This is a genomic window from Microbacterium sp. SA39 (assembly GCF_000967865.1).
GTDB lineage: Bacteria > Actinomycetota > Actinomycetes > Actinomycetales > Microbacteriaceae > Microbacterium.
The window spans coordinates 136,429-160,737 of the sequence record NZ_JXRU01000038.1; the positions used below are offsets into that span (position 1 = coordinate 136,429).

27 protein-coding genes, 1 tRNA gene and 1 other RNA gene are annotated in these 24,309 nt (G+C 67.2%); 10 read left to right on the forward strand and 19 right to left on the reverse strand.

The features are described from left to right. Position 1 precedes the first annotated feature (1 nt). A complete protein-coding gene (locus tag RS85_RS15460; RefSeq protein WP_046014521.1) occupies positions 2–790 on the reverse strand; it encodes a CoA transferase subunit A in 789 nt (262 codons plus the stop codon). 105 nt (positions 791–895) lie between these two features. Here RS85_RS15460 and RS85_RS15465 point away from each other — a divergent pair, with 105 nt between their 5' ends. From RS85_RS15465 to RS85_RS15480, 4 genes are read left to right on the forward strand one after another with little or no spacing between them, the layout of a single operon-like run. Then, the gene (locus RS85_RS15465; RefSeq protein WP_046014360.1) at positions 896–1,684 is read left to right on the forward strand and encodes an IclR family transcriptional regulator; all 789 of its coding nucleotides are present in this window, start codon (positions 896–898) and stop codon (positions 1,682–1,684) included. 34 nt (positions 1,685–1,718) lie between these two features. After that, positions 1,719–2,156, forward strand: a complete 438-nt coding sequence (locus RS85_RS15470; protein ID WP_046014361.1) for a MarR family winged helix-turn-helix transcriptional regulator — start codon at positions 1,719–1,721, stop codon at positions 2,154–2,156. After that, positions 2,153–3,382, forward strand: a complete 1,230-nt coding sequence (locus RS85_RS15475; protein ID WP_046014362.1) for an MFS transporter — start codon at positions 2,153–2,155, stop codon at positions 3,380–3,382. The genes RS85_RS15470 and RS85_RS15475 overlap by 4 nt, the downstream gene beginning before the upstream one ends. Before the next feature lie 13 nt (positions 3,383–3,395). Beyond that, positions 3,396–3,878 carry a YbaK/EbsC family protein gene (locus tag RS85_RS15480; RefSeq protein WP_046014363.1) on the forward strand — a complete coding sequence of 161 codons (483 nt, stop codon included), beginning with the start codon at positions 3,396–3,398 and terminating at the stop codon, positions 3,876–3,878. Here the strand turns inward: RS85_RS15480 and RS85_RS15485 are convergent. Continuing rightward, complete coding sequence (locus RS85_RS15485) at positions 3,862–4,302, reverse strand: protease inhibitor I42 family protein (RefSeq protein ID WP_046014364.1); 441 nt, start codon at positions 4,300–4,302, stop codon at positions 3,862–3,864. The genes RS85_RS15480 and RS85_RS15485 overlap by 17 nt on opposite strands. 85 nt (positions 4,303–4,387) lie before the next feature. After that, positions 4,388–4,460, reverse strand: a tRNA-Lys gene (locus RS85_RS15490). A gap of 154 nt (positions 4,461–4,614) precedes the next feature. On the opposite strand from RS85_RS15490, the gene RS85_RS15495 reads away from it, so the two are divergent. The 4 genes from RS85_RS15495 (at position 4,615) to RS85_RS19755 (ending at position 6,770) form a co-directional block, all read left to right on the forward strand. After that, entirely contained in the window at positions 4,615–5,412 is a 798-nt protein-coding gene (locus RS85_RS15495; protein WP_046014522.1) for an inositol monophosphatase family protein, read from the forward strand. Positions 5,413–5,427: 15 nt separating this feature from the next. Beyond that, positions 5,428–5,994, forward strand: a complete 567-nt coding sequence (locus RS85_RS15500; protein ID WP_046014365.1) for a hypothetical protein — start codon at positions 5,428–5,430, stop codon at positions 5,992–5,994. A 4-nt stretch (positions 5,995–5,998) separates the two neighbouring features. After that, on the forward strand, positions 5,999–6,511 hold the full coding sequence (locus RS85_RS15505; RefSeq protein ID WP_046014366.1) for a GNAT family N-acetyltransferase: 513 nt from the start codon (positions 5,999–6,001) through the stop codon (positions 6,509–6,511). Positions 6,512–6,599: 88 nt separating this feature from the next. Then, complete coding sequence (locus RS85_RS19755) at positions 6,600–6,770, forward strand: hypothetical protein (protein ID WP_160298639.1); 171 nt, start codon at positions 6,600–6,602, stop codon at positions 6,768–6,770. Positions 6,771–6,841: 71 nt separating this feature from the next. Here RS85_RS19755 and ssrA read toward each other — a convergent pair. After that, positions 6,842–7,211, reverse strand: a transfer-messenger RNA (tmRNA) gene (gene ssrA, locus RS85_RS19330). A gap of 151 nt (positions 7,212–7,362) precedes the next feature. On the opposite strand from ssrA, the gene RS85_RS15510 reads away from it, so the two are divergent. Then, complete coding sequence (locus RS85_RS15510; RefSeq protein ID WP_046014367.1) at positions 7,363–8,025, forward strand: SIMPL domain-containing protein; 663 nt, start codon at positions 7,363–7,365, stop codon at positions 8,023–8,025. Between the two features lie 6 nt (positions 8,026–8,031). Here RS85_RS15510 and hflX read toward each other — a convergent pair whose 3' ends face one another. Further along, a complete protein-coding gene (hflX, locus tag RS85_RS15515; RefSeq protein WP_442921984.1) occupies positions 8,032–9,366 on the reverse strand; it encodes a GTPase HflX in 1,335 nt (444 codons plus the stop codon). Between the two features lie 244 nt (positions 9,367–9,610). Here hflX and RS85_RS15520 point away from each other — a divergent pair, with 244 nt between their 5' ends. After that, positions 9,611–10,252 (forward strand): class I SAM-dependent methyltransferase, encoded by a 642-nt coding sequence (locus RS85_RS15520; RefSeq protein WP_046014369.1) that lies wholly within the window; start codon positions 9,611–9,613, stop codon positions 10,250–10,252. Positions 10,253–10,273: 21 nt separating this feature from the next. Here RS85_RS15520 and dapF read toward each other — a convergent pair whose 3' ends face one another. From dapF to dapA, 14 genes are all read right to left on the reverse strand, one after another. Then, entirely contained in the window at positions 10,274–11,146 is an 873-nt protein-coding gene (gene dapF, locus RS85_RS15525) for a diaminopimelate epimerase (RefSeq protein ID WP_046014370.1), read from the reverse strand. 43 nt (positions 11,147–11,189) lie between these two features. Next, the gene (locus RS85_RS15530) at positions 11,190–11,717 is read right to left on the reverse strand and encodes a dihydrofolate reductase family protein (protein WP_046014371.1); all 528 of its coding nucleotides are present in this window, start codon (positions 11,715–11,717) and stop codon (positions 11,190–11,192) included. A gap of 34 nt (positions 11,718–11,751) precedes the next feature. Then, positions 11,752–12,666, reverse strand: a complete 915-nt coding sequence (miaA, locus tag RS85_RS15535; protein WP_046014372.1) for a tRNA (adenosine(37)-N6)-dimethylallyltransferase MiaA — start codon at positions 12,664–12,666, stop codon at positions 11,752–11,754. Next, complete coding sequence (gene miaB, locus RS85_RS15540; protein ID WP_046014373.1) at positions 12,663–14,210, reverse strand: tRNA (N6-isopentenyl adenosine(37)-C2)-methylthiotransferase MiaB; 1,548 nt, start codon at positions 14,208–14,210, stop codon at positions 12,663–12,665. Before miaB ends, miaA begins: the two co-directional genes overlap by 4 nt. A 46-nt stretch (positions 14,211–14,256) precedes the next feature. Next, positions 14,257–15,135 carry a regulatory protein RecX gene (locus tag RS85_RS15545; protein WP_046014374.1) on the reverse strand — a complete coding sequence of 293 codons (879 nt, stop codon included), beginning with the start codon at positions 15,133–15,135 and terminating at the stop codon, positions 14,257–14,259. Next, the gene (recA, locus tag RS85_RS15550; RefSeq protein WP_046014375.1) at positions 15,135–16,184 is read right to left on the reverse strand and encodes a recombinase RecA; all 1,050 of its coding nucleotides are present in this window, start codon (positions 16,182–16,184) and stop codon (positions 15,135–15,137) included. The genes RS85_RS15545 and recA overlap by 1 nt, the downstream gene beginning before the upstream one ends. A gap of 267 nt (positions 16,185–16,451) precedes the next feature. Then, entirely contained in the window at positions 16,452–16,676 is a 225-nt protein-coding gene (locus RS85_RS15555) for a DUF3046 domain-containing protein (RefSeq protein WP_046014376.1), read from the reverse strand. A gap of 22 nt (positions 16,677–16,698) precedes the next feature. Beyond that, entirely contained in the window at positions 16,699–17,007 is a 309-nt protein-coding gene (locus RS85_RS15560) for a helix-turn-helix domain-containing protein (protein WP_046014377.1), read from the reverse strand. A gap of 141 nt (positions 17,008–17,148) precedes the next feature. Further along, positions 17,149–17,637, reverse strand: a complete 489-nt coding sequence (locus RS85_RS15565; RefSeq protein WP_046014378.1) for a CinA family protein — start codon at positions 17,635–17,637, stop codon at positions 17,149–17,151. Then, positions 17,634–18,209, reverse strand: coding sequence for a CDP-diacylglycerol--glycerol-3-phosphate 3-phosphatidyltransferase (gene pgsA / locus RS85_RS15570; protein WP_046014379.1), 576 nt, complete (start codon positions 18,207–18,209; stop codon positions 17,634–17,636). The genes RS85_RS15565 and pgsA overlap by 4 nt, the downstream gene beginning before the upstream one ends. Next, positions 18,209–20,920 (reverse strand): FtsK/SpoIIIE family DNA translocase, encoded by a 2,712-nt coding sequence (locus tag RS85_RS15575; RefSeq protein ID WP_046014380.1) that lies wholly within the window; start codon positions 20,918–20,920, stop codon positions 18,209–18,211. The genes pgsA and RS85_RS15575 overlap by 1 nt, the downstream gene beginning before the upstream one ends. Before the next feature lie 72 nt (positions 20,921–20,992). Continuing rightward, a complete protein-coding gene (locus tag RS85_RS15580; RefSeq protein WP_046014381.1) occupies positions 20,993–21,487 on the reverse strand; it encodes a GNAT family N-acetyltransferase in 495 nt (164 codons plus the stop codon). Positions 21,488–21,567: 80 nt separating this feature from the next. Then, positions 21,568–23,244, reverse strand: coding sequence for a ribonuclease J (locus RS85_RS15585; RefSeq protein WP_046014382.1), 1,677 nt, complete (start codon positions 23,242–23,244; stop codon positions 21,568–21,570). A gap of 53 nt (positions 23,245–23,297) precedes the next feature. Beyond that, positions 23,298–24,275 (reverse strand): 4-hydroxy-tetrahydrodipicolinate synthase, encoded by a 978-nt coding sequence (gene dapA, locus RS85_RS15590; protein WP_046014383.1) that lies wholly within the window; start codon positions 24,273–24,275, stop codon positions 23,298–23,300. Positions 24,276–24,309 lie beyond the last annotated feature (34 nt).

A 24,309-nucleotide genomic window follows, 5' to 3' on the forward strand; every position in this document is an offset into this window, starting at 1 on the left:
GTCAGGCTCCTTTCGCGGCGACTGCCGGTTCTGAGACAGTTCGCCGCTCGATGCGCTTGGGGATGTCGGTGCCGACCTCGACGATGCGGTGCACGAAGACACCGGGGAGGTGGACGCTGTCGGGATCGAGGTCTCCCGGTTCCACGAGACGCTCGACCTGCGCGATGCATACGCGGCCGGCCATGGCCGCCAGGGGGTTGAAGTTGCGAGCCGCTTTGTTGAAGACGAGATTGCCGTGCCGGTCGCCGTAGGCGGCATGCACGAGCGAGTAGTCGGTGGTGATCGCCTCTTCGAGGACGAACTCCTTCGGCTCGCCGTTCACGTCGAACGTGCGCACGTCCTTCACGGGCGAGGCCACGCCGATCGATCCGTCGGGGTTGTACCGACGAGGCAGTCCTCCCTCGGCGACCTGCGTGCCCACACCGGTCTGCGTGAAGAACGCAGCGATGCCGCATCCGCCGGCGCGGAGCTTCTCGGCGAGCGTCCCCTGCGGGGTCAGTTCCAGCTCGAGCTCGCCGGAGAGGAACTGCCGTTCGAACTCCTTGTTCTCACCGACATACGACGAGGTCATCTTGCGGATGCGCTGCGCCGCGAGCAGGACGCCGAGGCCCCAGTCGTCGACTCCGCAGTTGTTGCTCACGACACTGAGGCCCTTCGTCCCCTGCGCGAGAAGTGCCTCGATGAGAGCGATCGGATTGCCGGAGAGGCCGAATCCGCCGACGGCGAGCGACGCTCCGTCCGAGATGTCCGCGACGGCGGCGGCCGCCGATTCCCACTGCTTGTCGATCACGACTGCTCCTTCGGAATACGTGCTTCCCTCCAGCATCCGCCTTCCACGCGCCGAGCGGAACCAAGTTCTTGCGATGTGGGCGAACCTCGGCGTAGCGTCCACATTATGGAATCACCCTCGAGAACCGTGCCGGGCGCTCAGGCGATCGCACGCGCCGCCCATCTGCTCCGTCTCGTCACGGCGTCGGGCGCGAACGGTGCCGGCCTCCAAGAGCTGGCGCGAGCGGCCGACCTCTCCCGCTCCACGACGCACCGTCTGCTGAGCGCGCTGAAGGCGGAGGGGCTCGTCGACCGCGATGCCGAGAGCACGCGATGGATGCCGGGCCCCGAGCTCTTCCTGATGGGCTCGGTGGCAGCCGCGCGATATGACGTGACGGGAATCGCCCGCGACATCGTGCGCTCGTTGGCTGTAAAGACCGAGGAGAGCGCCTTCTTCTCCGTGCGCCGAGCAGACGAGACGGTCTGCCTCCTGCGGGAGGAAGGCGCGTTCCCGATCCGCTCCTTCGTGCTGAGCGAGGGCGTGCGCTTCCCTCTGGGTGTCGCGAGCGCCGGACTCGCGATCCTGGCCTTCCTGCCCGACCACGATGTGGATGCCTACCTGGAGCGGCACCCGGAACTTGAAGGCAGTTGGGGACGGGCCCACGGCGCGGTCCCCCTGCGAACCCGACTCGCAGAGACGAAGGAGCGCGGCTACGCGGTGAATCCCGGGCTGATCGTCGAGGGCAGCTGGGGAATGGGTGCGGCGGTGTTCGACCGCGCCGGACGGCCGGAGTGGGCGCTGAGCCTCACCGGTGTGGAGTTCCGCTTCGGGCCCGACCGCATCGCGGAGCTCGGCCGCACGCTGCTCTCACACGCGCATCAGCTGTCCGCGCGGATCGCCAGCGCCCGACGCTGATCCAATACATACCATGCGGTATATACTGGATGGTATGAATCGTTCAGATGTCATCCCCTCTCTGGTGCTGTCCGGCTACGCGCTGGGCCGCATCGCCGCTCAGGATGCCGGCAACGACGCGCCGGCCGCACAGTGGCGCGTCCTGAGCCTGCTCCAGCAGAGCGGCCCGCAGCGCGTCGGCGCACTCGCGGCCGCGGCACGCACGACGCAGCCAGGGATGACGCGGCTCATCGGCACCCTGGAGCGCGACGGACTCGTGCTCCGCTCCCCCGACCCCGACGATTCACGCGCCACGGTCGTCGACATCACGGTCAGCGGTGCCGACACTCTCGCTGCGTGGCTCCAGGAGTTCCGCACGACCCTCGCACCGCGCTTCGCCGACCTGAGTGACGACGACTGGTCCGCCCTCGCCCGTGCAGCGGAGATCCTCGCCGCACACACCGCCCCCGACTCGACAGGAGAAGCCCGTTGAACGCCGCCGCCACCCCCTCCGTGTGGAAGCAACCCGCGAAGGTCTGGGCCGTCGCGTTCGCCTGCGTCGTCGCCTTCATGGGCATCGGACTCGTCGACCCGATCCTCCCGGCGATCGCCGGGTCGCTCGAGGCGTCCCCCGTCGAGACCGAGTTGCTGTTCACCAGCTACCTGCTGGTGACGGGGCTCGCGATGCTGGTGACGAGCTGGATCTCCAGCCGGATCGGCGCCAAGGCCACACTGCTGATCGGCTTGGCGCTGATCGTCGCCTTCTCGCTCCTGTGCGCGCTGAGCGGCAGCGTCGATGCGGTCATCGGGTTCCGCGCCGGCTGGGGACTCGGGAACGCCCTCTTCATCTCCACCGCGCTCGCGACGATCGTCGGTGCAGCATCGGGCGGCAGCAGCGCGGCGATCATCCTCTATGAGGCCGCGCTGGGACTCGGCATCGCGATCGGTCCGCTCCTCGGCGGACTCCTCGGGGAGCAGAGCTGGCGCGGGCCGTTCTTCGGCGTCGTCGCCCTCATGGCCGTCGCGTTCGTCGCCGTGCTGGTCCTCCTGCGCGGACCGCGCGAGAAGCGCGTGCCCGTGCCGTTCTCGGCACCTTTCACCGCTCTTCGCCGCCCCGCGCTCGCGATTCTCGCCGTCGCCGCCCTGTTCTACAACATCGGGTTCTTCGTGCTCCTCGCCTTCTCGCCGTTCCCGCTGGGATTCGGCGCGATGGGGATCGGGTTCACGTTCTTCGGCTGGGGCGTCGCGCTCGCGGTCACCAGCGTCTGGGTCGCGCCGGTCCTGATGCGCCGGATGCCGCGAACCCGCATCATCCTCATCGTCCTCCCGCTGCTCGCGCTGGACCTCGTCGCCGCAGGGGTGGTGGTCGCGAACGCCGGAGCGCTGGTGGCCTGCATCGTCATCGGCGGTCTGCTGCTCGGCATCATGAACACCGTGCTGACGGAGGCCGTGATGGAAGCGACCGATCTCCCCCGCTCTGTGGCGTCCTCGGCATACTCCGCCGTGCGGTTCCTGGGCGGTGCGATGGCTCCGCCCATCGCCGCGCTGCTGTGGCACGCGTTCAACGCCACGGTGCCGTACGCCTTCGCGGCGGTGTCGGTGCTGCTCGCCGCTCTGACCGTGTTCCTGGGTCGGCGCGTGCTCGCCCACATCGACGATGAGCCGGCGGACGCCGAGGTCGCAGACGCTGCCGCGATCCTGATCGGCGACGCGGCCTGAGTACGGTGGAGTGATGGTCGACGTGCCCCACCTCCCCGAGCGCAGTCGCATCGTGCATCAGCATCTGTCGGATGCCGGGGTCGACGCGGAGATCCGCGTGCTCCCCGATTCCGCCCGCACGGCTGCCGAAGCGGCATCCGCGGTCGGGTGCGAGGTCGCGGCGATCGCGAACAGTCTCGTGTTCCTCGCGGACGGCGTGCCGGTGCTCGTCATGACCAGCGGCGGGCACCGCGCTGACCTCGATGTGCTCGCCCGCAGCATCGGCGTGGCTGAGGTCGTGATGGCACCGGCTTCCGTCGTGCGCGAAGCGACCGGTCAGGCGATCGGAGGGGTCGCGCCGGTCGGCCATCCCGCGCCGCTGCGCACGTTCGTCGATGCGGATCTGCAGCGGTTCGACGTGATCTGGGCGGCCGCGGGGCACCCGCACACCGTGATGCCGCTGACGTTCGACGAGCTGCGCCGCCTCACCGACGGTCAGGTCATCGCGGTGGTGTGAGTGCGGTCGGGGATCTCTCCACCGTGACTTCGATGCGCGCCGTCTCCTGATCCTCAGGGTCCTCGGGCACCTCGCCACGGAAACGGTATTCGAACTCGATCACGGTCGCGCCTTCACCCACCGGAGCGAAGCGGTACGTGACCTCGCTGGGCGCGCCGGTCATGCCGTCCTCGCCCAGGTAGCGCGACCGCTCCTCGCCGGGTCCGAGCACCACGGCATCCGGCTCTGCGCTGAGCACCCACTCCTGGCCCACCGTCGCGTTGACTTCACCGAAATCGACGACCAACGCCTCGCCGGGCGCGAGCGTGACGGACGTCTCCGTGTAGTCCACGGTCTTCTCCGGTGCGCCGGCGCAAGAGACGAGCGCGGCCGCCAGCGCGATCACGCCGCGGATGCCCCCTGCAGTCCCGATGATTCCTCGCATCAGTGGTCCCTCCGTGATCAGGCACACGGTACCGCAAGAAGCAGAAAAGCCCCGGAAACTGGCGAGAGTTTCCGAGGCTGATCCGTGCACCCCCTCGGACTTGAACCGAGAACCCACTGATTAAGAGTCAGTTGCTCTGCCGATTGAGCTAGAGGTGCGTGGCCCGGGAGAACCCCGACCGAGGAATTACATTACCAGCCGATGGGTCCGAGGCGAAATCGAGCCGACCCCGGGCGTGGCCGTCGAAAGCACCGGGTGAAACCTGGCGGAACGTCCCTCTGGCCGCTCTCGACGAACGACTATTCTGAGACGGTGACCGCCACCCCCAGCGCCGAGCTCCTGTCCCGCGATCTCGAGCTCGCTCTCCGTCTCGCCGACGCTGCCGATGCGCAGTCGCTCCCTCGTTTCGACGCGGCGGACCTCGAGATCTCGACGAAGGCGGACAAGTCGCACGTGACGGATGCCGACCTCGCGACGGAGCGCGCGATCCGCGGCATTCTCGAGACCGAACGTCCGGATGACGGCATCTTCGGCGAGGAGTACGGAGCGCAGGGAAGCACCGAGCGCCAGTGGATCATCGACCCGATCGACGGCACGGCGAACTTCCTCCGCGGCGTGCCTCTGTGGGGAACCATGATCGCGCTGGCGATCGACGGCGTACCGCAGGTCGGAGTCGTCAGCATGCCGGCGCTCGGACGTCGCTGGTGGGCCTCCACGGGCAGCGGAGCATGGACTGCGACCGCCGCGGGCCCTCGACGTCTGCAGACCTCGTCGGTGGCGTCGTTGGACGAGGCCAGCGTGAGCTTCCAGAGCATCGCGCAGTGGTCGGATGCAGGTCGGCTCGACTCCCTGCTCGCACTCGCGGCGAACGTCTGGCGCGACCGCGCCTACGGCGACGTCTACGCCTACATGCTTCTCGCCGAAGGCCGGATCGACATGGTCGCCGAGTTCGACGTGAAGGAGTACGACATCGCCGCGGCGGTCGCGATCGTGCGCGAGGCAGGCGGTCGCATGACCTCGTTCGACGGCGAGGACACGATCTCCGCGCGTTCGACGCTCGCGACCAACGGCATCCTGCACGATGCCTTCCTGACACTCCTGCACCGCTGAACCGAAGACCCCCTCGTGTCCCGCCGCATCATCTCCGCCGCAGCCGCAGGGCTCATCGCCCTGGCGACGCTGACGGCGTGCGCGGCCCCGGCGGAGGCGCCTGCGCCGACGCCCTCGCGCTCCGCGACGCAGACACCCGCCGCGGTCGCACCGGTGGGCACCCCTGAGCCGAGCGCCACTTCCGCCGAGATCTCCTGCGAGTCGATGATCTCGGCAGGAACCGTCGACGCTCTCTCGAAGGCCGGGTGGACAGCGCAACCGAAGGAGTTCGTGATCGGCGACGTCGAGCTCACCGAAGGACTGCTGTGCTTCTGGGCCGACTACTCGGTCGGCTCGGATCACGGCCAGCTCTACGGGTGGTCGCCACTTACGGAGGAGAACGCTGCAACGGCGCAGACGGCACTGGTCGCAGGCGGCTGGCAGCGCGAAGACGGCCCGGAAGGCGTCTACTTCACCGAGGACCCCCAGTACTCGATGGGCACGGACGACGAGGGCTACGGCATGACCTACCTCTTCGGCGACGGCTGGGTGAAACTCGCCGACACCAAGCAGGGTCTGGTCCTCATCGAATGGACCGGCTGAGCAGATGGAGCCCCTCGCTCTTCGGCCGTGGCACGATGACGACTTGCCCCTGCTGCACCGTGCGAACACGCTGGAGATGACGTCGCATCTCAACGGACCGGAGACCGACGAGCAGATCGCCGACCGGCATGCGCGCTACTTGCGGTACGCCAAATCAGGCGAGGCGCGGATGTTCGCGATCCTCCTCGATTCTAAGCCGGTCGGTTCGGTTGGTTACTGGAGGCTGCGTTGGAAGGATCGGGATGTATGGGAGACCGGCTGGTTCGTGTTGCCCGAAGCCCAAGGACAGCGGGTCGCAGCCCGAGCCCTCGCCCTTCTGATCGATGATGTGCGCCGACACCCGGAACGCCGCGACAGCCTCGTCGCCTTCCCTTCCGTGGATAATCCCCCGTCGAATGCCGTGTGCCGACGCGCGGGATTCGAGCTCACGGCTTCCTCGACCGAGACATTCCGCGGCGCGGAGCTCACGGTGAACGAATGGGTCTACGACCTCACGGCGCCGCGCGACGCCGCGTAGGCGGTCCGACCGTGGGATTGTCAAGGCGCTGGCCCGAGGAACAGCCGGGCGCGAGACTGATGCTGTTCGACGACGAAGGGACACCCTCATGAGTACTGACAGCGACCGCAACGACATCAGCACGGAGCCCTCGCCCGGTCCTGAGGAGCACGACAACCTCGGCGCCGAGGACGGCAAGGGAACCCCGCCCACTGTTCCGCCCTCCGGCAACGATTCGACCGACGACGACGTGTCCGCGCAGGACCCGGCGGACGATTGACGGTCGACGGAGAAAGCCCCCGATCCCGCTGTTTCCACGGGATCGGGGGCTTTTTCTCTGCGACAACGGCTGGGTGGAGCTGGGGGGAATCGAACCCCCGTCCAACGCTGAAAATCCACACCTTCTCCGGGCGCAGTCTGTAAAGACGTTCTACTCGGCTCCGACCTTTGTCACAGACACCTAAGTCGACGAGCCCAGCCTGGGAAGAGTCCCGCGTGACGTCCAGACGCCGTCACACAGCAAGATTCCTAAATGACGCCAGGGTCCGTGTCGGAATCACACACGGTCTGACGGACTATCGGGCTCGCTTATGCAGCGAGGGCGAAGTCGTTGCGCTTGGTTTCGGCAACTATTTTTTTGCAGAGAGCGTTTACGAGATAACTCTGCATCCTCGGCCCGCTTCTCGTGGATATACAGGCGCTGTCGAAACCGATCAGCCCCGTAGTCCTTCTCTCGAAGGAGCCGCTGTCGCACTGTGGAGTTGTCACTTCCCGAGGTCCGAGAACCTCAGCTTCTCAGGATACAACGGATACCCGGCCCGTGCCATTCCCTCCGGCATCATCCGCTGAGACCGCTGGCGTAGAGTCGGCGCATGAGCGATGTCACGGTCACCGTCCGCGGCGAGCACGAGGCGCGTGTCGCGCCCGAGCGCGCCACCATCCGGGTCAGCGTCCGCGCGGAAGGTCCTGAGCGCACCGCGGTCGTCGAACATGTCATGCACCTCGCCGAGCCGGTGCGCAGCAGCATCAACGGACGAGCGGATGCCGGCACCGTCGTCGACTGGACCAGCAAGCGCCTCTCCGTCCGGGCGGAGCGACCGTGGAACAACGAGGGCAAGCGACTCGCTCCCGTGTACTACGCGAGCATCGACTTCACGGCGACCTTCGTCGAAGCATCCGAACTGTCCATCTTGGTGTCCGACATCTCCCCGTGGGACGGAGTCGAGGTCGGCTGGGTGAACTGGCACCTCACTCCGGAGACGAACGCTCGGATCGAGAGCGAGGTAGCGGCACAGGCGGTCGGCGTCGCCGTCACCCGCGCCGAGACCTACGCCCGCGCCCTGGGGCGGAGCGAGGTCACCCCGCTCGAGATCGCCGACGTCGGCCTGATCTCGAGTGGTCAGCCGTCACCGGCGGCACCGATGATGAAGGTCCGGGGCGCTGCATTCGCGGCGGACTCTGCACCCGCGATGGAGTACGAGCCGGAGGACATCGTGATCTCCGCCACCGTCGAGGCGCGCTTCTCCGCCCGGTGAGGCCGCTCAGCTCCGGCTGGTGAACGGCGCCAGGTCGACAGCCAGACGCTCCGAGACGCGCGCGTGCACGGCCGTGCCGTCTTCCCGGTGCTCGACGGAGAGCAGCATCCCGGTCTCATGGATCGCCGCGATCAGATCGCCGCGATCGTACGGGACCACTGCATGCACCTCGACGGCCGGCTTCGGCAGCGCCTCCTCGATGGTGGCGCGCAGGTCAGCGATGCCCTCCCCCGAGCGCGACGAGACGAAGTGCGCATGCGGCTGCAGGCCGCGCAGCACCAGTCGCTCGTCCTCGGAGATGAGGTCGGCCTTGTTGAAGACGACGATCTCCGGCAGGTCGCGCACGCCGACATCGCCCAACACATCGCGCACGGTCTGCAGCTGACCGGCAGGGTCAGGGTGCGATCCATCGACGACGTGCAGCACGACATCCGCTTGCCCGACCTCTTCCAGCGTCGAGCGAAACGCCTCGACCAGCTGGTGCGGCAGATTGCGGACGAAGCCGACCGTGTCGGTGATCGTGTAGACCCGACCGTCCTCCGTCTCGGAACGACGCACCGTGGCGTCGAGGGTCGCGAACAGGGCGTTCTCGACCAGGACGCCCGCGCTGGTGAGCGCGTTGAGCAGACTCGACTTCCCGGCGTTCGTGTAGCCGGCGATGGCCACGGAGGGGATCGTGTTGCGCTTGCGCTCGGCGCGCTTGGCCTCGCGGGCCGGACCGAAGTCGCGGATCTGACGCCGCAGCAGAGCCATCTTGGTCCGGATGCGACGACGGTCGAGCTCGATCTTCGTCTCACCGGGACCTCGGGAGCCCATACCGGCGCCGCCGGCGCCGACCTGTCCACCGGCCTGGCGGCTCATCGAGTCACCCCAACCGCGAAGACGCGGGAGCAGGTACTCGAGCTGGGCGAGCTCGACCTGGGCCTTGCCCTCGCGGCTCTTGGCGTGCTGGCTGAAGATGTCGAGGATCACGGTGGTGCGGTCGATGACCTTCACCTTGACCACGTCTTCCAGCGCGCGGCGCTGGCTCGGTGCGAGCTCGGTGTCGGCGATGACAGTGTCGGCACCGACCGCCGCGACGATGTCCTTGAGCTCCTGCGCCTTGCCTCGGCCGATGTAGGTGGCGGCGTCCGGATGCGGTCGCCGCTGCAGCACGCCGTCGAGCACGACGGCACCGGCGGTCTCGGCGAGGGCAGCGAGCTCGCGCAGCGAGTTCTCGGCGTCTTCCTGGGAACCCTGCGGATAGACGCCCACGAGCACGACGTTCTCCAGTCGCAGCTGCCGATACTCGACCTCTGTGACGTCTTCCAGTTCGGTCGAGAGTCCACCGACCCGGCGCAGGGCGTGGCGATCCTCGAGATCCCACTGGTTGCCGTCTGTCGTCGAGTGCGCGGCGGTCGATTCGTCCTGCAGCGCCTGAGCGGCGCCGAAGACACGCACCTCGGAGCGCTTCTCTGCGTTCGCGAGCACGCGGTCGACGGCCTCGTCATCGGTGGAGTGTGTGGTGGTCTCCGTCATCCGTTCCTGATCTCTGCTTTCGTCGCGAGCCTTAACCTTAGCCCGGGCGGTCCGGTACGCTCACCGTATGGGGTCAGATCACTACTTCACTGCGGCCCCGGCAAGCCCCGAGAATCTGCGTTCGATCCGTGTGTCGCTCGCAGGCCGTGAGCTGGAGGTCGTCACTGCCGGTGGCGTGTTCAGCCCGGATCGGCTGGATGCCGGTACTGCAGTGCTTCTCACCAACATGCCCCCGGTACCTCCGGGAGGCAATCTTCTCGACCTCGGCAGCGGCTGGGGGCCGATCAGTCTTTCGATGGCCCTCGCCGCTCCTCATGCGACAGTGTGGGCCGTCGACGTGAACGAGCGAGCCCTGGATCTCGTGCGCCGCAATGCCGCGGCTCTCGGGCTTACCAATGTCAACGCATCGCTGCCCGACGATGTTCCCCAGGACGTCACGTTCCGCACGATCCGGTCCAATCCGCCGATCCGCGTCGGTAAGAACGAGCTGCACGGCCTCCTCGAGCGCTGGATCCCGCGACTCGATGACCGCAGCGACGCCTGGCTCGTGGTTCAGCGGAACCTGGGCGCCGACTCGCTGCAGCGCTGGATCGGCGCCACCTTCCATCCCGGGTACAGCGTGCACCGCACCGCCACGGGCAAGGGCTACCGCATCCTCAAAGTCCGCAAGCACGGGAATCCGCAGACAGAGCCGATCGTCGTCCGCTGACGCCTTCTGACGACAGTCAGATCAGATGAGATCGACCTCGCCCTGGAACACGAGCTGCGCGGGCCCCGCGAGGCCGACGTGCTCCCCGTCCTCGGCCGGGAACATCCGCAAGCTCAACGTGCCGCCAGGCACCTCGACCTGCCAGTTGTTCGGAGCCTGCTCGCCTGCCCAGTAGCGCACCGCGAGGGCCGTGGCAGCGATGCCGGTGCCACAGCTGAGCGTCTCGCCGACGCCGCGCTCGTGAACCCGCATGCGTACGTGCCCCACGCCGTCGCGCACGAGCGGCTCCTCCGGGACCACGAACTCGATGTTCGCTCCGGCCGGGAGCACCGGGTCGACATCGGGAGCGCGGTGCAGTTCCACGGCGGCGAGCTCGGCCTCGGAGGCGAGAGCGACGACCACATGCGGGTTGCCGACGTCGATACCGAGACCGGGACGCGTGACAGGCAGCCCGTCGACGCGCACGAGCGGGTCATCGCCGGACAATTTCCAGAGTCCCAGATCAACTTGGTATCCCGTGGCGCTACGCGTGACGTCGCGTACGCCAGCGCGCGTGCCGATCGGCAGCGTCGAGCCCTGCTCGATCGTGGCGAGCCCCGCGCGCACCAGGAAGTGCGCGAAGACCCGGATGCCGTTGCCGCACATCTCGGCGATCGAGCCGTCGGCGTTGCGGTAGTCCATGAACCATTCGGCGTCGGGCTCCTCAGCGAGAGAGGCGGCTCCTTCGGGGATCGCCGACGATCGCACCACCCGAAGGATGCCGTCCGCCCCGATGCCGAAGTGACGATCGCAGAGAACGGCGACCTGCTCGACCGACAGGTCGAGTTCCCCGTCGGGGTCGGCGATGATGATGAAGTCGTTGCCGGTGCCATGTCCCTTGGTGAATGCGACCATGAGCCCAGTCTAGGGAGTGCGAAACGCCCGTCCGCGCAACGGCTCAGCCGTTGAGCACACGGTAGCGACCGCATAGGAAGTCGCGGTTGCGGGCGACGTCGAGAAGCTCGAGATCCAGTGCGCGCGGCAGAAGCGGGGCGCCGGAGCCCAGTGTCACCGGCGCATACTGCACCCACACCTCGTCGAGCAGGCCGGCGTCGGCGAACTGCCCGGCCAGGTCTCCCCCGCCGATCACCCACAGGTCTCTGTCGCCCGCGGCCTCGACCATCTGCGCATGCACCCGGGGAATGTCGTCCTGTGTGAGACGGATGTCGGCACCGTCGGGAACCTCGAGCTCTCGATGCGTGAACACCCAGGCGGGTTGCGTGTAGCCCCAGCGCCCCTCTTCGTGCCGCATCACCCACTCGAAGGTCGATGCGCCCATGGCCAAGGCTCCGATCGTCTTCTCGAACCCCTGATAGGCCATCGGACCGTCGGGGTCGATGTCCTGCTTCAGCAGCCAGTCGAGAGAGTGGTCGGCCGTGGCGATGAACCCGTCGAGACTCGAAGCGGTGAAGAAGTGTGTGGTCATGCGAACAGCGTGCCAGCAGCCACCGACACCCGGTTCAGGCTTTCGAGATCTCCTGCACGTCGGCGGGAGCGTCGTACCACTCGGCCTCGCGGTAGCGCTTGAACCACGACACCTGACGGCGGGCGTAACGACGAGTGAGAGCCTGCGTCTCTGCGATGGCTTCCGCCTCGGAGAGGCGGCCGTCGAGCTGGCCGAGGGCCTGGGCGTACCCGATGGCTCGCGCCGCGGTGGCACCGCGCTCAAGTCCCTGCTCGCGCAGACGCGCGACCTCGTCGACGAGCCCCGCCGCCCACATTCGCACCACGCGCGCGTCGAGGCGCGCGACCAGCTCCGCACGATCGGAGCGGAGCCCGATCACGCGGGTGCGTGAATGCCAGAGCTCGGGATGTTCCGGCAAAGCGGCCCGATGCGTCTCGCTCCCCTGTTCGAGCACCTCCAGCGCGCGGATGACGCGTCGGGCGTTGCGGGGATCGATCCGCTCTGCGGTCGCCGGATCCAGCCTGTGTAGCCGACCGAGGAGAGCTGCCAGACCCTCGGACTCCAGCTCGCTCTCCAGACGTTCCCGGATGGCCGGATCACGGGGAGGGAAGTCGAACTCGTACATCACGCTCGAGACGTAGAGACCTGACCCCCCGACGAGGATCGCGTCTCCGCCGCGCTCGTGAATGGACGATATCGCTGCGCGCGCCTTCGGCTGATACCAGGCGACCGCAGCCTCTTGGTCGACCTCGCACACATCGAACAGGTGGTGCGGAACACCCCGACGTTCAGCCACGGGAAGCTTCGCCGTGCCGATGTCCATGCCGCGGTAGAGCTGCATCGCATCCGCGTTCACGATCTCGGCGGGATTGCCCTCTGCGCGCAGCACCTCCGCGAGATCGAGAGCGAGATCGCTCTTACCGGTGCCGGTGGCGCCGACGATGACCCAGAGGCGCGGGTCGACGGTCACACGCCGACGCGCAGGGTCGGAAGACCCAGCGAGACCGCCCGCGGCCCGCCGTCCGAGACAGGGGCTGGTACGGCGCACGACTCTGCCTGCGCGCGATCCCAGGCGTCTCCGCCGCGCGTCCGTCGAATGCGGAGCGGCGCGCCGGTGGGGTCGTCGGCGAGCAGATGGAACGGCGCCGCACGGGTGATGGTCACGGTCACGACATCACCAGGCCGCGGAAGGTCGGAGCCCGGCGTCACCTCGAAGTGCACGAGGCGGTTGTCTTCGCCCCTGCCGGTGAGACGGTGGGTCTCCGCGTCCTTTTTGCCTTCGCCGGTCGAGACGAGCACTTCGACCTGACGACCGATCTGCTTCTGGTTCTCCTCGAGCGAGATCCGCTCCTGGAGCGCGAGAAGCCGGTTGTATCGGTCCTGCACGACCGCCTTGGGAACCTGATCTTCCATGGTGGCGGCCGGCGTTCCCTGGCGGATCGAGTACTGGAAGGTGAACGCGCTCGAGAAGCGAGCCTGCTCGACGACCCGCATGGTGTCTTCGAAGTCTTCTTCCGTCTCCCCGGGGAACCCGACGATGATGTCGGTGGTGATCGCCGCATGCGGGATGCGATCGCGTACTCGCTCGAGGATTCCGAGGAACCTCTCGCTGCGGTAAGACCGCCGCATCGCCTTGAGAATGCGGTCGCTGCCGGACTGCAAGGGCATGTGCAGCTGCGGCATCACGCTGGGCGTCTCGGCCATGGCGTCGATGACGTCGTCGGTGAAGGCGGCGGGGTGCGGGCTGGTGAAGCGGATGCGCTCGAGACCCTCGATCTCGCCGGCGGCGCGCAGCAGCTTGCCGAACGCCTGCCGATCGCCGAACTCGACGCCGTACGAGTTGACGTTCTGACCGAGCAGGGTCACCTCGATCGCGCCATCGTCCACGAGCAGCCGGATCTCATTGAGGATGTCACCGGGGCGACGATCCTTTTCCTTGCCTCGGAGGCTCGGAACGATGCAGAAAGTGCAGGTGTTGTTGCACCCGACCGAGATGGACACCCAGCCGCTGTGCGCCGAGTCCCTCTTGGTCGGCAGCGTCGACGGGAAGACCTCGAGCGACTCGAGTATCTCGAGTTCGGCATCTCCGTTGTGACGCGCGCGCTCCAGGAGACCCGGGAGGGAGCCCATGTTGTGGGTGCCGAACACGACGTCCACCCACGGAGCCTTGTCGAGAACCGCCTGCTTGTCCATCTGCGCGAGGCAGCCGCCGACGGCGATCTGCATGCCGTCTTTGCGGCGCTTCACGGATGCCAGGTGTCCGAGGGTACCGTAGAGCTTTCCCGCCGCGTTGTCTCGCACCGCGCAGGTGTTGATGATGACGACGTCGGCTTCGATGCCGTCACTCGCACGCACGTAACCGGCACTCTCGAGAGAACCCGACAGCCGCTCCGAATCGTGGACGTTCATCTGGCACCCGAAGGTGCGTACTTCGTAGGATCGCTGTCGGCCGTCGACATCGATGGCCGCCGACGATGCACTGATGATCGTCGGCTCGCTGCGGGGGATAGTCATGATGATCCCATTGTACGAGCGGATCTCGAGGACTGGACTGAGTCGCTCAGTCGGAATCGACGAACCGCACGCCTGATGAGGAACCGCCCGACGACACCTCGCGCAGAGCCGTCTTCGCGGCATTCATCGCCACGGCTCCGTTGTATCCGCGTCGCGACAGCTGTCCGACGAGCCGTCGCAGTGCAGTGTCGTTGTCGAGCCTGGCCATCGACCGGGCCTTCGACCTGGCGAACTCCAGAGCGCGCTCGGCATCGTCATCCGGCAGCTCGTCGAGCGCGGCATCGATCACGTCTCGCGGAAGCCCCCGCTGGGACAGCGCGCGCGACAGCGCGACCCGCCCCTGGCCTTTTCGTTCCACACCCGAAGTGACGAGCAGGCTCGCCAGGACAGCGTCGTCCAGATACTGGCGCCGACAGAAGTCATCGACGACGTCATCGACCTGCCCGCCGTCGAGGCCGTGACCTCTCAGCACCAGACGGGCCTCAGAGATCGAGAGCGATTTGCCCCGCAGCTTGCGCAGCAGAGCTTCCTCCCCCGCGGCGCGGATCTCATCCGGGGAACGCACCGGCTCGGAGTCGTCGCCAGCGCCGCCGTCACCGCGAGGGTCACGCAATGCTCGGAGCTTGGGGGCCACCGGCGCATCCGATGCCGCTGACTTCGCCGCCGCGCCCCGAGCGGGATGCCTGTCGCTGGGTGTACCGGCGTCGCTGACGTCGCCGAGCGGTGTGGTTTCAGCTGAGCTGTGCCAGGTCGACCGCCACGACTCGTCGCCACCTGTGCGGCGAGGATCAGCATCCGCGGACCGACCCGGGTCGGTGGCGGATGGCTTCATCGGCGTCACATCCGCTCGATCTGCGGACTTCTTGCCGAAGAGAGGAATGATGGGGGCGATCCGCTCGGAATCGCCCCCACGTGTGTCATTCATCAGGCCGGACGACGCTCGGCGAGCTCGTCGGCAGCAGCAGGAGCCGGGGTAGCCCCTCCGATACCGAGCTTCTGCTTGATCTGCGTCTCGATGGCCAGGGCGATGTCGGGGTTGTTGAGCAGGAACGTACGCGCGTTCTCCTTGCCCTGCCCCAGCTGGTCACCGTCGTAGGTGTACCAGGAACCCGACTTCTTCACGATGGAGTGCTCAACGCCGAAGTCGATCAGGCTGCCCTCGCGCGAGATGCCGATGCCGTACAGGATGTCGAACTCCGCCTGCTTGAAGGGCGGCGCCATCTTGTTCTTGACGACCTTGACACGAGTGCGGTTTCCCACGGCGTCGGTGCCGTCCTTCAGCGTCTCGATTCGACGGATGTCGAGTCGCACCGACGCGTAGAACTTCAGCGCCTTACCGCCGGCAGTGGTCTCAGGGGAACCGAAGAACACGCCGATCTTCTCGCGCAGCTGGTTGATGAAGATCATGGTCGTGTTGGTCTGGTTCAGACCACCCGTGAGCTTTCGCAGCGCCTGCGACATCAGTCGAGCCTGAAGGCCCACGTGCGAGTCACCCATCTCACCCTCGATCTCGGCACGTGGCACGAGCGCCGCGACCGAGTCGATGACGATGAGGTCGATCGCCCCGGAGCGGACGAGCATGTCGGCGATCTCGAGCGCCTGCTCACCGGTGTCGGGCTGCGAGACGAGAAGGGCGTCGATGTCGACCCCGAGCTTCGCGGCGTAGTCGGGGTCGAGGGCGTGCTCGGCGTCGATGAATGCGGCGATGCCGCCGGCGCGCTGCGCGTTGGCGATCGCGTGCAGAGTGAGAGTGGTCTTACCGGAGGATTCCGGTCCGTAGATCTCTACGATGCGACCACGCGGGAGGCCTCCGACGCCGAGAGCGACGTCGAGGGCGATGGAGCCGGTCGGGATGACCGCCACGGGGGCACGATCATCGCTGCCCAGCCGCATGACGGAGCCCTTGCCGAACTGACGGTCGATCTGGGCGAGTGCTGTCTCGAGGGACTTCTCGCGGTCGGCGGGTGATGGCATGGTGTGCTCCTTCTGCTCGCGTGGTGCCGCCTGTAGGCTGCCGCGGCGCTCCCGAGTGGGAACAACTCTCCGGCAAGGCGTGTGGCTCTGGGCCTGTTCTTCACCGTACGAGGAGCCACCGACATTGGGTCGATATCTCCGCGAACCGTGCGGAACGGAACTCGGGAACCACTTGTGCAGAAGACTACGCCCGCTTCGAACAGATCTTCGACAACACGCCGCGATCGGCGTGTCAGAATCTGGACGACTCGAACGCGCGACGCACCGTCAGCGGCGCCGTGGCTCCAGGCGCCCCGCGCCGTGTCGGCGGTTCTCGGGTACGTCCATCTCCGCGCAGAGCGCGAGCCAGATGTCACGCGGCGGCGCACCGTCCTCGAGCGCCTCGAGAGCCGTCCTGTTGCCGAGCGGACCCAGCACGAGGTCGTTCACCAATGACGAAGCTCGTGCCTGGAACTCGTCATCGACGGCGCGGAGAAATTCGCTGCGGCGCATCGTGTCGGGAACCGGCCGGAGCTCAGCGGAGGGAGAGCTCGGGCTCGATCGACGCCACGAGGTCATCGGGAACGACATCCGGGAAGACCTGAATGCCCTCGAGAACGGAGATGCGATCGCCCACCTCGCGCATGATCGTCGAGATCGGTACGTCGAGCGCATCTGCGACCGAGGCGAGAATCTCACTCGACGCTTCCTTCTGGCCTCGCTCGACCTCACTGAGGTATCCGAGCGCGACGGAGGCCTTGCTTGCGACCTGCCGGAGGGTGCGGCCCTTCTGCAGGCGGAAGTCCCTCAGCACATCGCCGATTTCCTGTCGTACAAGAATCATCGGAACCTCCTCCCCGTTCGATTCACCGAGATCCCACTCGATGAGACAGCCAGTCTAGTCCTCCTGGCGTGCACAGAATCTACCCCTGCACTCTGTGGTTTCAGTGTGAGCACATCAGTCATAACCGAGAAATGCACCCGACTATTCCTCGACCTTCTCGAGCACGAATGCGAGGGCGGCGACGACGGTCTGTGCCCGGATCGCAGCGCGATCCCCCTCGAGGTGCAGCTCTCTGGTCCACCCCCCGGCGGGAGTGACGACACCCACGTGAACCGTCCCGACCGGCTGCCCGTCCGGCGACTCGGGGCCTGCGATTCCCGTGGTCGATATCCCGACATCGGCGATCCTCCCGTCGACGGCCACGGCACTTCGCACCCCGTCGGCCATCTGCAGCGCGACGGCGGCACGCACCGGTCCATGTTCGGCGAGCAGCTCCGCCTCCACACCGAGAACAGAGTGCTTGACCGGGGTGGCGTACGCGACCACTCCCCCGAGCAGCACAGCCGAGGCACCCGGCACTGACACCAATTCGGCGCAGACCGCGCCGCCGGTGAGGGATTCGGCGACTCCGAGAGTCCAGCCGCGGCGTTCGAATGCCGTCAGCACTTCGGATGCCGGCGAGGCAGTCACGACTTCCGCCGCGCCCCTCGCACCTGCGCGACGATGTAGTCGATCCCGCTGGCCACGGTGAGCACGAGCACGATGATCATCAGCACGAAGGTGATCAGCGTCCAGGGTCCCAGGTCGATGACGACGTACAGAGGCAACAGCGCCCAGCCCAGCGCCACGGCCTGGAAGGCGGTCTTGATCTTCCCCATCCAGGCGGCGGCGACGACGTGCTCGCTCGCGACCATGAGGCGGTGCACGGTGATGCCCCACTCACGGATGAGGATGATGACGACGATCCACCACGGAACCTCGCCGAGGATCGCGAGACCGATGAAGCCCGCGCCCGTCAGCAGCTTGTCGGCGATGGGATCCCACAGCTTGCCGAAGTCACTGACGATGTCGTACTTGCGCGCAAGGTAGCCGTCGACCCAGTCCGTGGAGATGCCGACGATGAACAGGATCGCGGCGATCCAGCGCATCGCGGGCTCGGGCAGCCCGTAGGTGCCGCCGAGGAGGAGCAGAACGAAGAAGATGACCGCGAGCGGGATGCGGGCGATCGTGATCGCGTTGGGCAGCTGCCGAGGAATGGCCATCAGTCGCGCCCCGTCAGGCCCCAGGCGTCTTCGTCGCCCTCGGCCTCCACGACAGGGAGCCGGTTGAACTGCGACTCTGTCGGGTCGTCGTATGCCGGGCCGGAGGACGACGGCGACGACGCTGCGGGCGCGGGAGGAGCAGCCGGAGCGTCCTCACCGCGCAGCTTGGCCATCACCTGCGGAAGCTGCTCTGCCGTGGCGAGGACGTCGCGGGCCTTCGACCCCTCGGAGGGTCCGACGATCTCGCGAGACTCGAGCAGATCCATAAGACGACCGGCCTTCGCGAACCCGACGCGCAGCTTGCGCTGCAGCATCGACGTCGACCCGAACTGGGACGACACGATGAGTTCGGCGGCCGCGAGCAGCAGCTCGAGGTCGTCGCCGATGTCCTCGTCGACCTCTTTCTTCCTTGTCGGCTCGAGAGCCTCCTGCACGTCTGGACGGTAGTCCGGCCGCGCCTGACGCGTGACGTGCTTCACGACCGCGTCGATCTCCTTCTCGTCCACCCAGGCACCCTGCAGGCGGAACGGCTTGGAGGAGCCCATCGGCGAGAACAGGGCGTCACCCTGCCCGATGAGCTTGTCGGCGCCTGGGCTGTCGAGGATGACACGGCTGTCGGTCACGCTGGTCACAGCGAACGCGAGGCGCGACGGGACGTTCGCCTTGATCAGACCCGTCACGACGTCGACGCTCGGGCGCTGCGTGGCCAGGACGAGGTGGATTCCGGATGCTCGGGCGAGCTGGGTGATGCGCACGATCGAGTCCTCGACATCGCGAGGGGCGACCATCATGAGGTCCGCGAGCTCATCGACGACCACGAGAAGGTACGGGTACGGCTTGAGCACGCGCTCACTGCCCACGGGCAGCACGACCTCGCCGGCGCGCACGGCGCGGTTGAAGTCGTCGATGTGACGGTAGCCGAACGATGCGAGGTCGTCGTACCGCATGTCCATCTCCTTCACGACCCACTGCAGCGCCTCGGCCGCCTTCTTCGGGTTCGTGATGATCGGTGTGATGAGGTGCGGAACACCCGCGTAGCTCGTGAGCTCGACACGCTTCGGGTCGATCAGCACCATGCGCACGTCGGCGGGCCGTGCCCGCATCAGCAGGCTCGTGATCATGGAGTTCACGAAGCTCGACTTACCGGATCCGGTCGAACCGGCCACGAGCAGGTGCGGCATCTTGGCGAGGTTGGCGATCACGATGTTGCCGCCGACATCCTTGCCCACGCCGATCGTCATCGGGTGCGTGCTCTTCTGCGCCGCCGGGGAACGGAGCACGTCGCCGAGCGCGACCATCTCCTTGTCGGCGTTCGGGATCTCGATGCCGATCGCGCTCTTGCCCGGGATGGGCGAGAGGATGCGGACGTCGTTCGACGCGACGGCATACGCGAAGTTGTTGCTGAGCTGGAGGATCTTCTCGACCTTGACGCCGTGGCCGACCTCGACCTCGTACTGCGTGACCGTCGGCCCGCGCGAGAAACCGGTGACCTTGGCGTCGACCTTGAACTGCGTGAGGACGTTGGTGATCTGCTCGATCACCTTGTCAGTCGCCTCGGAGCGGAGAACCGGGGGCGGCCCTTCGACCAGCAGGCCGGGCGACGGCAGGATGTACGGCGCAGCAGGAGCCTGCGGGCCCCGCTCCCCCGGCCCCTCGGTGCCGAAGCCGTCGAGGCCCGGCAGCTCCGGCATCTCGCCGGTGTCGGACTCGTCGTCGAGCAGGGCCGTGGCCTGCTGCTCCGCGAGAGAGTCGGTCACGGAGCGGACGTCGGTCAGCACCTCGGTCGCGGCATCGTACGGGTTCTCGACCACCACCGCCTGGTCGTAGGCCGGCGTCGGATCCGCCGTGCTCAGCAGCGCGGTGATGTCGTCCGAGCCGAGGGTCCCCTCGTCGGGGTCCTCCTCGCGGCCGGTCTTGTTGCGCCGCCACCAGGGCAGCACGTCGGGATCGTCGACCTTGTCGGCGTCGTCGATCGCCGCGGCATCCTTCGCCGGCTTCTCCGGACGCTCGGCGTCGAACATCCAGGCGTACAGGTCACCGAGACGCGCGCCGATGCGGTTGGGCGGGGTCTTGGTGAGGATCAGGGTGCTGAGCGCAGCGAGGAGCGACAGGACGAGGTACGCGGGAATGTCGGTGAGATACGTGAGCGGCTGGCCCAGCATCCATCCGAAGAGGCCGCCCGATTCGCTGAGCGCGAGCATGCCCTGGTTCGGATGTGGACGCGGACCGGCGACGTGGAACATCCCCGCAAGCGCCAGCACGAACAGACCGAAACCGATTCCGATTCGGCCGTTGTCATGGACCGACGAAGGGTGCCGGAACAACCATCCGGCCAGCAACAGAAGCAGTACTGGCATGAAGAAAGCCACGCGACCGACGAAAAGGCCGACGGAGAACGCGCTGATGTTCGCGGCGACCTCGTTGCCGATGAAGAACCATTCGTCGACCGCGCCGAGGACGGCAAGCAGCACGAGCAGGAGCGGGAAGCCGTCGCGGCGGTCGTCCTTCTCGAGGGTCTCCGGGCCGAACGCACGGAACAGTCCGCCGACGCCGTGCGCCAGTCCCGTCCATGCGCGGACCGCGATCGGAGGCTTGTCCTGCTCGTCGATGTACTTCTTGGGCGCGGGCTGGGCCTTGGAAGCCGTCTGCCGCTTGGGGCGCGACGGTGCGCTCGCTGACGCACGCTCGGTCTTCGTGGAACTCCTGGCCATGGTCTCACGTTACGTCGAACCGCCGACATATCCGCGTCACGACGCGGCTTCGCGCCGATCTCGCCCGTCACGTCAGGCGGTGCGACGCACCATCGTGTCGCGGAGCGGACCCTGTGTCATGACGGTGAACCCCTCAGCGCGGTACAGGTTGCGAGCGAAGTTGTCCCGTTCCACGCTCAGACTGATCCGTGCATGACCCTGCGATCCCGCGAGCTCGACGATGCCGCGCAGCAGCGTGCGACCGACGCCGCGGGCACGCCAGAGCGGGTGCACTCCGATGATGAGCTCCGGCACCGCGCCACCCACGAATCCGAAGCCTGGCTCGTTCTGCGGCAGCAGGCGATACCAGGCCGCGCCCACCGAAATTCCCTCGTCGGCGATTGCGATGAGCCCGTCGTCGGCCGATCGCTTCCATCCCGCGAGGTAGCGCCGATGGTCCGCCGATGTCAGCACCTCGTGCCGCGGCCGCATCCCACCGGCGCGCCAGTTCGCGGCCTCGACGAGCATGTCGCCGAGGAAGACCGCGTCCGGTTGCAGCGCGCGCCGGGTCGAGAAGCCCTGAACCATGGCGCGAGCCTAGACGGCGGCTGTTACGGGGGTGTGTCGGTCCGCCGGGAGTGCGTGCACTCGCGACGGACCGACACGCATCACGCCTCGATGACGAGGGGCACGATCATCGGACGGCGACGCAGCTTCTGGTTGACCCAGCGACCGATGGTCCGGCGGATGACCTGTGACAGCGCATGCGTGTCGTGCACTCCGTTGCCCGCTGCCTCCTTGAGCGCAGCGACGATCTTCGGGGTGACGTCGTCGAAGACCGAGTCGTCCTCCGCGACGCCGCGCGCGTGGATCTCCGGCCCGGAGATGATGCGGCCCGTTCCGGCATCCACCACGACGATGACGGAGATGAAGCCCTCCTCGCCGAGGATGCGTCGGTCCTTGAGGTCGGCATCCGTGATCTCTCCGACGGTCGACCCGTCGACGTAGACGAATCCGATGTCGAGCTGGCCGGACACGCGAGCGACGCCGTCCTTCAGATCGATCACCGTGCCGTTGGCGGCGATGATCGTGTTCGCCTCGGGAATGCCGGTCTCCTGCGCGAGCTTCGCGTTCGCCATCAGGTGGCGGTACTCGCCGTGCACGGGGAGCACGTTCTTCGGCTTCAGGATGTTGTAGCAGTAGAGCAGCTCGCCCGCGGCCGCGTGGCCGGAGACGTGGACCTTCGCGTTCGCCTTGTGGACGACGTTCGCGCCCAGCTTGGTGAGTCCGTCGATCACGCGGTAGACGGCGTTCTCGTTCCCCGGGATCAGGCTCGACGCGAGGATCACGGTGTCGCCCTCGCTCACCTCGATCGCGTGGTCGAGGTTGGCCATCCGGCTGAGCACGGCCATCGGCTCGCCCTGCGACCCGGTCGACATGTAGACGATCTGGTCGTCCGGAAGATCGCGGGCCTTCTTGTAGTCGATGAGCACGCCGGCGGGGACCTTGAGGTAGCCCAGCTGCTCCGCGATCGTCATGTTGCGGACCATGCTGCGTCCGAGGAACGCCACGCGGCGCTCATTCGACGAAGCGGCGTCGATGACCTGCTGCACGCGGTGCACGTGGCTGGAGAAGCTCGCCACGATCACCCGGCGCGGAGCCTTGGCGATCACCTGGTCGAGGACCGGCCCGATCGAGCGCTCGGTGGGTGTGAAGCCGGGCACGTCGGCATTCGTCGAATCGACGAGGAACAGGTCCACCCCCTCCTCGCCAAGGCGTGAGAACGCTCGCAGATCGGTGATCCGACCGTCGAGCGGCAACTGGTCCATCTTGAAGTCGCCGGTCGCGAGCACCATCCCCGCGGGCGTGCGGATGGCGACGGCGAGGGCGTCCGGGATCGAGTGGTTGACCGCGACGAACTCGAGGTCGAAGGGACCGACCCGCTCCTCCTGCCCCTCCGTCACCGTGAGGGTGAACGCCTTGATCCGGTGCTCCTTGAGCTTCGCCTCGACGAGCGCGAGGGTGAGTCCGGAGCCGATCAGCGGGATGTCGCTCTTCAGACGCAACAGGTACGGCACCGCACCGATGTGGTCCTCGTGACCGTGCGTGAGCACCACGCCGACGATGTCGTCGAGGCGATCGCGGATGGGCTCGAAGTCGGGCAGGATCAGGTCGACACCGGGCTGGTGCTCCTCAGGGAAGAGCACCCCGCAGTCGACGATCAGGATCTTGCCGTCGTACTCGAACACGGTCATGTTGCGGCCGATCTCGCCGAGACCGCCGATCGGGATGACCCGCAGCGTTCCTTCGTCGAGGGCGGACGGTTCTGACAGGGGAATGGACATGCTGTCTCCTCAGTCGGACACTGTGCGCGTCCGTTCGTTCGTGGCGACGCGACTCAGCGCGTCGTGCCGTGCACCTTCGGCAGGGCACCACCCGCAGCCGCATTGCGGTCGGGTCGGAAGTTCGAGAAATCGGCGCCGGGCACATTCTTCACGAGGTCGAGCTCGTCTTCGATGAGCGCGGCCTCCCACTCCTCCGGACCGACCAGGGGAAGTCGCACGCGGGGGCTCGAGATGCGTCCGAGGCCATGCAGGATGTACTTCGCTGCCACGGTGCCGGGAACGTGGGTCATGACGGCGCGCACGAGGGGCTCGAGCCTCTTGTGCTCCGCAGTGGCCGTTGCGAGGTCCCCGTTGTTCACCGCATCGATGATCGTGCGGTACGGGCCTGGCGCGACGTTCGCGGTGACGCCGATCAGGCCCGTGGCGCCGATCGCGAGGTGCGGCAGCGCGTTCGCGTCGTCGCCGGAGAAGTACATGAGGTCGGTCTGGTTGAGCACGCGGCTCACCTCGGAGAAGTCGCCCTTGGCGTCTTTCACCGCGAGGATGTTCGGATGCTTCGCGAGGCGCAGGATCGTCTCGTACTTGATCGGCACGCCCGTGCGGCCGGGGATGTCGTAGAGGATCACCGGCAGATCGGTCGCGTCCGCCACCATGCGGAAGTGGGTGAGGATGCCGGCCTGCGTCGGCTTGTTGTAGTACGGGGTGACGATCATGATGCCGTCGGCGCCGGCCTTCTCGCTGGCCTTGTACAGCTCGATCGCGTGGGCGGTCTCGTTGGATCCACCGCCGGTGATGATCTTGGCGCGTCCGGCGGCCACGGACTTCCCGACCTCGACGAGCTTGAGCTTCTCGGGGTCCGTCAGGGTCGAGGTCTCGCCGGTCGTTCCCGTCACGACGATGCCGTCCGCGCCCGCGGTGATCACGTCATCGATGTGCTTCTCGACGGCGGGCCAGTCGACTTCGCCGTCGGCCGTCATCGGAGTGACGAGCGCGACGAGAACCTGTCCGAAAGGGTTGCCCGAGTGCGTCATAGGACCAGCGTATCGGTTCGCATGCCGCTCTCGC

Bases quoted from the DNA above. Each gene is read 5' to 3' on its own strand.
- RS85_RS15465 (WP_046014360.1), top strand. From the start codon at position 896: ATGGAATCACCCTCGAGAACCGTGCCGGGCGCTCAGGCGATCGCACGC.
- RS85_RS15470 (WP_046014361.1), top strand. From the start codon at position 1,719: ATGAATCGTTCAGATGTCATCCCCTCTCTGGTGCTGTCCGGCTACGCG.
- RS85_RS15480 (WP_046014363.1), top strand. From the start codon at position 3,396: ATGGTCGACGTGCCCCACCTCCCCGAGCGCAGTCGCATCGTGCATCAG.
- RS85_RS15485 (WP_046014364.1), bottom strand. From the start codon at position 4,302: ATGCGAGGAATCATCGGGACTGCAGGGGGCATCCGCGGCGTGATCGCG.
- RS85_RS15505 (WP_046014366.1), top strand. From the start codon at position 5,999: ATGGAGCCCCTCGCTCTTCGGCCGTGGCACGATGACGACTTGCCCCTG.
- RS85_RS19755 (WP_160298639.1), top strand. From the start codon at position 6,600: ATGAGTACTGACAGCGACCGCAACGACATCAGCACGGAGCCCTCGCCC.
- RS85_RS15510 (WP_046014367.1), top strand. From the start codon at position 7,363: ATGAGCGATGTCACGGTCACCGTCCGCGGCGAGCACGAGGCGCGTGTC.
- RS85_RS15520 (WP_046014369.1), top strand. From the start codon at position 9,611: ATGGGGTCAGATCACTACTTCACTGCGGCCCCGGCAAGCCCCGAGAAT.
- dapF (WP_046014370.1), bottom strand. From the start codon at position 11,146: ATGGTCGCATTCACCAAGGGACATGGCACCGGCAACGACTTCATCATC.
- RS85_RS15530 (WP_046014371.1), bottom strand. From the start codon at position 11,717: ATGACCACACACTTCTTCACCGCTTCGAGTCTCGACGGGTTCATCGCC.
- miaB (WP_046014373.1), bottom strand. From the start codon at position 14,210: ATGACTATCCCCCGCAGCGAGCCGACGATCATCAGTGCATCGTCGGCG.
- RS85_RS15545 (WP_046014374.1), bottom strand. From the start codon at position 15,135: ATGAATGACACACGTGGGGGCGATTCCGAGCGGATCGCCCCCATCATT.
- recA (WP_046014375.1), bottom strand. From the start codon at position 16,184: ATGCCATCACCCGCCGACCGCGAGAAGTCCCTCGAGACAGCACTCGCC.
- RS85_RS15555 (WP_046014376.1), bottom strand. From the start codon at position 16,676: ATGCGCCGCAGCGAATTTCTCCGCGCCGTCGATGACGAGTTCCAGGCA.
- RS85_RS15560 (WP_046014377.1), bottom strand. From the start codon at position 17,007: ATGATTCTTGTACGACAGGAAATCGGCGATGTGCTGAGGGACTTCCGC.
- pgsA (WP_046014379.1), bottom strand. From the start codon at position 18,209: ATGGCCATTCCTCGGCAGCTGCCCAACGCGATCACGATCGCCCGCATC.
- RS85_RS15575 (WP_046014380.1), bottom strand. From the start codon at position 20,920: ATGGCCAGGAGTTCCACGAAGACCGAGCGTGCGTCAGCGAGCGCACCG.
- RS85_RS15580 (WP_046014381.1), bottom strand. From the start codon at position 21,487: ATGGTTCAGGGCTTCTCGACCCGGCGCGCGCTGCAACCGGACGCGGTC.
- RS85_RS15585 (WP_046014382.1), bottom strand. From the start codon at position 23,244: ATGTCCATTCCCCTGTCAGAACCGTCCGCCCTCGACGAAGGAACGCTG.
- dapA (WP_046014383.1), bottom strand. From the start codon at position 24,275: ATGACGCACTCGGGCAACCCTTTCGGACAGGTTCTCGTCGCGCTCGTC.